Here is a 6,946-nt window from a genome sequence, read left to right on the forward strand (position 1 = left end):
CGGCGTAGATGACGAAGAAGAGCAGTGCGAACGTCGTGACCTTGATCCCGCCACCGGTGCCGGCGCTCCCGGCGCCGATGAACATGAGCACATCGTTGCCGAGCCAGGTGGCTTCGTTCATGCTTTCGACGTCGAGGGTGTTGAACCCGGTGGACCGGGGCATCACGCCGTGGAAGAAGCCGGCGAGGATCTTGCCGGGCAGACTGAGCGGTGCCAGCGTGTCCTCGTTGCCCCACTCGCTGGCCATGATGAAGGACGATCCCAGCACGAGCAGCAGCACGCTCATCGAGACGGTGAGTTTGGTGTGCAGGCTCCATGACCCAGGGCGCATGAACTGCCGGCGCACCTCGATGAGCACGGGAAAGCCGATGCCACCGCAGAACGCCGCGACGGCGACCGGTATGCAGACCCACGGGTCGGTGACGAACCGCGTCAGGCTGTCGTTGTAGAGCGAGAATCCGGCGTTGTTGAATGCGGAGACGGCATGGAAGACACCGTCGTAGAGCGCCCGGCCCCACGGCTCGTCGTAGGTGAGCTTGAAACGGATGAACAGGATCGCGGCGACGACCACTTCGAAGCTGATGCTGAGCTTCGCGACACCCAGGACGACCCGGCGGACGTCGCCCAGGCCCAGGCTCTTGGTCTCCGCCGCGGCGGTCAACCGGGAACGGAGGTTCATCCGCCGGGAGATGAGGACCACTAGCAGTGAGCTCATGGTCATGATCCCGAAGCCGCCGACCTGGAACATGCCCATGATGGCGACCTCGCCGAAGGTGGACCAGTAGTCCGGTGTGTCGACGATGATCAACCCGACGATGCACACCGCGGACGTGGCGGTGAACAGCGCTTCGAGGAACGTTGCCGAGTCAGGACCATCGGTCGCGACCGGCAGCATCAGAATTGCGGTGCCGCACGCGACCATGAAGGCGAAACCAGCGACGACGAACTGTGCGGGGTGCGTGAAGTGAGGCCGGTGCTTTGCTGCACTGGCCAACCATCGCGCGACGAGCGCCCCGTAGTCCCTGCGCACTCGCGCGACACTACACGGCACCGAGCACTCCGCAACCGAGGAGGTGCCAGGTCGTCGCGCCGTGTCGCGCCCGCAATTGTGCACACAGGGCGACGCCCACCTCCGCGGGCAATGAGTCAGCCGATGATCGGCCGGCCCTCCGGGAGGTCGTACAGCCGCTCCTCGTGGCGCAACGCGAGGGCGCTGGCGAATGTGATCGGGCCGAGCCGCCCGACGAACATCAGCAGGACCAGCATGGCCTGCTCGGCAGAGGCCAGCTCGGCCGTGATGCCCGTGGACAACCCGACCGTCGAGAACGCCGAGACGACCTCGAACATGGCGCGATCGGTGGAGATGTCCGGTGTGGCCTCGGCGATGATGATCGTGGGGACGACGACCGCGGCGACACTCAACAGGGCGACGGTCAGCGCCTGCCGCTGAACTCGCGGACCCACCTGACGGTCGAAGACATTCACACTGCGCTGACCGCGGATCTCGGCGTAGATGACGAAGAAGAGCAGGAAGAAGGTCGTCACCTTGATACCGCCCGCGGTGCTGGCACTGCCACCCCCGATGAACATCAGAACGTCGGTGCCGAGCCAGGTACCCTCGGTCATCTCTCCCACGTCGAGGCTGTTGAAGCCCGCGGTCCGCGGCATGACGGCGTGGAAGAAACCGTTCATCAGCTTCGTGGGCAGGTTCATCGGGGCGAGCGTCTCGTCGTTCTGCCATTCGCTGAACGTCACGAACGCGGATCCGCCGACGAGCAACAGGATGGTCGCGGAGACTGTGATCTTGGTGTGCAGGCTCCACCGTCGTGGCTGGCGGAACTCGCGACGCAGCTCCAGCAGCACCGGGAAACCGAGGCCTCCGCAGATCACGGCCACCGCGATGGGCAGCAGGACCCACGGATCTCCGGAGAACCGCATCAGAGAATCGCTGTACAGCGAGAAGCCGGCGTTGTTGAACGCGGAGATGGCGTGGAACACGCCGAGGTAGCCGGCCCGGCCGAACGACTCGTCGTACCCGATCATCAACCGTGCCGTCAGCGCGATGGCGGTGGCCGCCTCGAACAGCAGGCTGACCTTCGCGACGCCGACGACGACCCTTCGCACGTCGCCCAGCCCCAGGCTCTTCGTCTCAGCCGCCGCGGTGAGGCGGGATCGCAGTCCGATCCGGCGCGAGACCAGGAGTACCAACAACGACGCCATGGTCATCAGGCCGAAGCCGCCGACCTGGATGAGACCGAGGATGACGATCTCACCGAAGGTGGACCAGTACTCGGGGGTATCGACGACGATCAGTCCAGTGACGCAGACGCCCGACGTGGCGGTGAACAAGGCTTCCAGGAAGGTCGCCGAGTCTGGCCCTTCACGGGCAACCGGCAGGGAGAGCAGCACCGTCCCGACGGTGATCGCTGACGCGAAGCCGGCCACCACGAACTGGGCGGGATGCCGGAAATGAGGCAACCGGCGCGCCGCCTTGCGTGTCAGGCGGCGCATGCGGAGCCCCCGGTTCTCCTCAGGCACTTGCTTGACATTACACCTGTGGCGGGCCACGGTCGCGGAATCCGGCGTGCCTGTGGAGAAGGGGTGGGCTGAGCTGCGTATCTGCCGATTCGGTCGGCGGTGGCGCGACGCGTGCCTCGGCGCCTGAAGTGGCGCGACCGCCGGAGTTGGTTATGCTGAGCGATAGAAGCCGTCGACTCCGGCCGGGAGAGTCTTCGCGTCCATGGTGTCGCGGAGCGCCGAAGGGGCAACATCCCCGTCAACCTCTCAGGCAACAGGGACCGGTCGGGACAGGCAGCTCTGGAGTACCGAGATGTCACGCCGCTGTGCGTTCGGTCCGACAGAGGGGGAGCGCTCGATACCCGCATACGCGCCCGAGGAGCTCCAGCGATGTCTTCTTCGCAGCTGAATCCCCGTCCGCTGTCCGAGGTCTCTGCCGACGCACCGTTCGTCGGGAGACATATCGGCCCTCGCGACCATGAGATCTCCACCATGCTGGCCACCGTCGGCTATGACTCGCTCGACGCGTTGACCGAGGCCGCCGTGCCCGAAGCCATCCGTACGATGGACACGCTCGACCTGCCCGAAGCCAGCACCGAGCTGGAGGCGCTGGATGAACTGCGCCAGCTGTCGCGGCGGAACAAGCGCCAGGTCCAGATGATCGGTCTCGGCTACTCCGACACGGTCACCCCTCCGGTGGTCGTCCGTCGGGTCCTGGAGAGTCCGGCCTGGTACACGGCCTACACGCCGTACCAGCCGGAGATCTCTCAAGGGCGGCTGGAGGCCCTGCTGAACTTCCAGACCATGGTGGCCGACCTGTCCGGGTTGCCCACCGCGAACTCCAGCCTGCTCGACGAGTCCACGGCCGCCGCGGAGGCCATGACGTTGATGCGCCGCTCCGTCCGTGGCGGCCCCGATCGCTTCCTCGTGGACGCCGACTGCCTGCCGCAGACCATCGCGGTGGTGCAGACCCGCGCGGAACCGCTCGGCATCCAGGTGGAGGTCGCCGATCTCAGCGACGGGCTGCCGGACGGTGAGTTCTTCGGCGTCCTGCTGCAGTATCCGGGTGCGTCCGGCCAGGCGCGTGACCTCAGGGCGACGATCACGCAGGCACATGACCGCGGAGCCCTGGTGACCGCCGCCGCTGACTTGCTGGCGCTCACCCTGCTGGTTCCGCCGGGAGAGATGGGCGCCGACGTGGTGGTCGGCAGTTCCCAGCGGTTCGGCGTGCCGCTCGGCTACGGTGGCCCGCACGCTGGCTACATCGCGGTGCGCCCCGGCCTGGAACGTGGATTGCCTGGACGTCTTGTGGGCGTCTCAGTTGACGCCGACGGGGCGCAGGCCTACCGGTTGGCGCTTCAGACCCGCGAGCAGCACATCCGGCGCGAACGCGCCACGTCCAACATCTGCACCGCGCAGGTGCTGCTCGCGGTGGTGGCCTCGATGTACGCCGTGTGGCACGGGCCGGACGGTCTACGCGAGATCGCGCAGCGGACCCATGCGCAGGCGGCGACCATCGCCGGGCAGTTGCGCGCCGGCGGCGTCGAGGTCGTGCATGACGCGTTCTTCGATACCGTGCTGGCCCGGGTGCCCGGACGAGCGGAGGCGATCGTCGCCGAGGCGGCCGAGCTCGGGATCAACCTGGGTCTCGACGGCGCGGACCGGGTCCGCATCGCCTGTGACGAAGCGACCACCGACGCCGACATCGCCGTAGTGCTCAAGGTCTTCGGAGCCGGCGTCGAGTCGAGCCAGCGGGTGCGCGAGGCGATTCCGGACGCCCTCCAGCGCACCAGCGACTTCCTCACCCACCCGGTGTTCAACGTCCACCGGTCCGAGACCGCCATGCTGCGCTACCTGCGGCGGCTGGCGGACAAGGACTATGCGCTGGACCGTGGGATGATCCCACTCGGCTCGTGCACGATGAAGCTCAACGCGACGACCGAGATGGAGCCGATCACGTGGCCGAGCTTCGCCGGGATCCATCCGTTCGTGCCTGTGGAGCAGGCCGAGGGCTACGTCGAGTTGATCCGCCAGCTCGAATCGTGGCTGGCGACGATCACGGGATACGCCGCCGTCTCCGTGCAGCCCAACGCCGGATCGCAAGGGGAGCTCGCCGGCCTGTTGGCGATCCGGGCCTACCACCGCTCGCGGGATGACTCCCAGCGCGATGTCTGTCTGATCCCGTCCAGCGCACACGGCACCAATGCGGCGTCCGCGGTGATGGCCGGGATGCGGGTCGTCGTCGTGACGGCGTATGAGGACGGGACCGTGGACCTCGACGATCTGCGGACGAAGATCGCCGAACACGGCGATCGGCTGGCCGCCATCATGGTCACGTACCCGTCCACGCACGGGGTGTACGAGGAGGGCATCTCCGAGATCGCGCACCTGGTGCACGCGGCGGGCGGGCAAGTCTACGTCGACGGAGCGAACCTGAACGCCCTGGTCGGACTGGCGAAGCCGGGGGAGTTCGGGGCCGACGTGAGCCACCTGAACCTGCACAAGACGTTCTGCATTCCGCATGGCGGCGGTGGGCCGGGCGTGGGTCCCATCGGCGTACGGGAACATCTCGCGCCGTTCCTGCCGAACCACCCCTTGCTGCCGGAGGCCGGGCCGGCCACGGGCGTCGGGCCGGTGTCAGCTGCGCCGTTCGGGTCGGCATCGATCCTGCCGATCTCATGGGCCTACATCCGCATGATGGGGCCGGACGGGCTGAAGCTCGCCACGCAGACCGCGGTTCTTGCGGCGAACTACGTGGCCGCACGGCTGGGCGAGCACTACCCGGTGCTGTACACCGGCCGGGGCGGGCTGGTCGCGCACGAGTGCATCGTCGACCTCCGGCCGCTGACCAAGGCGACCGGAGTAACGGTGGACGACGTGGCCAAGCGGCTGATCGACTACGGCTTCCACGCACCCACGATGTCGTTCCCGGTGGCCGGCACGTTGATGATCGAGCCGACCGAGTCGGAGGACCTGGCGGAGCTGGATCGGTTCTGCGACGCCATGATCGCCATCCGTGCCGAGGCGGATCGGGTCGAGTCGGGCGAGTGGCCGGGCGAGGACAATCCGTTGCGCAATGCCCCGCACACGGCGGCGTCGCTGGTCGGGGAGTGGAACCACCCGTATTCGCGGGAGCTGGCCGTGTACCCGTCGTCGACGTCTCGGGAGGACAAGTACTGGCCACCGGTGCGGCGCATCGACGGCGCCTACGGTGACCGGAACCTGGTCTGCTCCTGCCCCGCGCCGGAGGCATACGCGACCTGACGCCCGACTTCCCGCCATTGACGGGTGGGACTGGCCCCGTTCACGGCGGGGAGGGAGAAGATCCCCTCCTCGCCCGCGGCGAGGTCGTCGCGGGGCTCCTCCCACGCCGATGCCCGAGCCTTCCCTGGAGGGGATCTTCTCCCTCCCCACCTGCTGTGGTCACCACAGGCTGAGGGCGGCCCACCACGCCGGCATGGCGGGCTCCCACGTGGTGAGAGTGGGCGGCAGCGTGCTTCCACACACGTGGTGAGAGTGGGAGCTCTGGGCTTGTGGGGTGGTCCTGAGCGGCCAATGGGCGGTAGGTGTCCGGAGGGTGAGCGACGATGGTCGGGGAGAACCCCTCCGGGTGAACGAGAGTAAAGGTCCGTCCCAGGTCGCATGTCCTGCGCGCCGGTTGTAGGTAGCGTCGTGAAAGGATAGAGGAAGACGCTCACCGAAGGCGCCCGCTCACATAGGGTGCCTTGGACGGTGTAGGACACGGATCCAGGGATGAGGGTAATGCTCGAGGCGTTGAGCGAGTTCGGCGATACGATCTTGGAGTACGCCGAGGACGCGATGTCGTCGCCGTGGATCTACGCGCTCATTTTCGCGCTGGCGCTCCTCGACGCGTTCTTTCCTGTCGTGCCGGGGGAGACACTGGTCATCACCGCCGGCGTGTTCGCCGCGAGCGGCGAGCCCTCGCTGCTGCTGGTGATCGTGGCGGCAGCCTTGGGGGCATTCCTAGGAGACCACACGTCGTATGCCATCGGACGGACGGCGGGGGCACGCCTCCGGAGCCGTTTCCTCGGAGGTAAACGGGCAGAAGCGGCGTTCACGTGGGCGTCCGAAGCGCTGATCCGCCGGGGCGGGCTGATACTCGTCGTGGCCCGTTACATCCCCGGCGGACGGACGGCCGTGACTCTGACCTGCGGTACCGTCGGCTACCCATTGCGGAAGTTCAGCTTCTTCGACATGATCGCGGCGCTGTCCTGGGGCATCTACTCGGGCTTGATCGGTTACTTCGGCGGCATGGCCTTCGAGGACGACCCGCTCAGGGGGCTCATCCTGGGGCTCGGCATCGCGCTCGGCATCACGGCGATCGTCGAGATCGTGCGGCACGTTGTCAACCGGCGCAGACGTGCTAACGGCTCGGTCGTTGAGACAGCCCCCGGTGTCGACGACGCCG

Annotated in this window: 4 protein-coding genes and 1 riboswitch; of the genes, 2 read left to right on the forward strand and 2 right to left on the reverse strand. The window is 67.4% G+C overall.

Going from position 1 to position 6,946, the window contains the following annotated elements:
• Positions 1–922: potassium transporter TrkG (locus ELR45_RS21640; RefSeq protein WP_420813927.1), on the reverse strand; the 922-nt coding region annotated here is incomplete at its 3' end.
• Positions 923–1,146: 224 nt separating this feature from the next.
• Positions 1,147–2,511: a TrkH family potassium uptake protein gene (locus ELR45_RS21645; RefSeq protein WP_129668293.1), complete on the reverse strand. Its 1,365-nt coding sequence runs from the start codon at positions 2,509–2,511 to the stop codon at positions 1,147–1,149.
• A 200-nt stretch (positions 2,512–2,711) separates the two neighbouring features.
• Positions 2,712–2,811: riboswitch (glycine riboswitch) on the forward strand.
• 96 nt (positions 2,812–2,907) lie between these two features.
• Between ELR45_RS21645 and gcvP the strand changes: the two genes are divergently transcribed.
• Positions 2,908–5,781, forward strand: a complete 2,874-nt coding sequence (gene gcvP / locus ELR45_RS21650; RefSeq protein ID WP_129668205.1) for an aminomethyl-transferring glycine dehydrogenase — start codon at positions 2,908–2,910, stop codon at positions 5,779–5,781.
• Positions 5,782–6,270: 489 nt separating this feature from the next.
• Positions 6,271–6,946 (forward strand): DedA family protein (locus ELR45_RS21655; protein ID WP_205857005.1); only part of this gene is annotated, 676 nt, incomplete at its 3' end.

The sequence above is a fragment of the Phytoactinopolyspora endophytica genome (assembly GCF_004138495.1).
Taxonomy (GTDB): domain Bacteria; phylum Actinomycetota; class Actinomycetes; order Jiangellales; family Jiangellaceae; genus Phytoactinopolyspora; species Phytoactinopolyspora endophytica.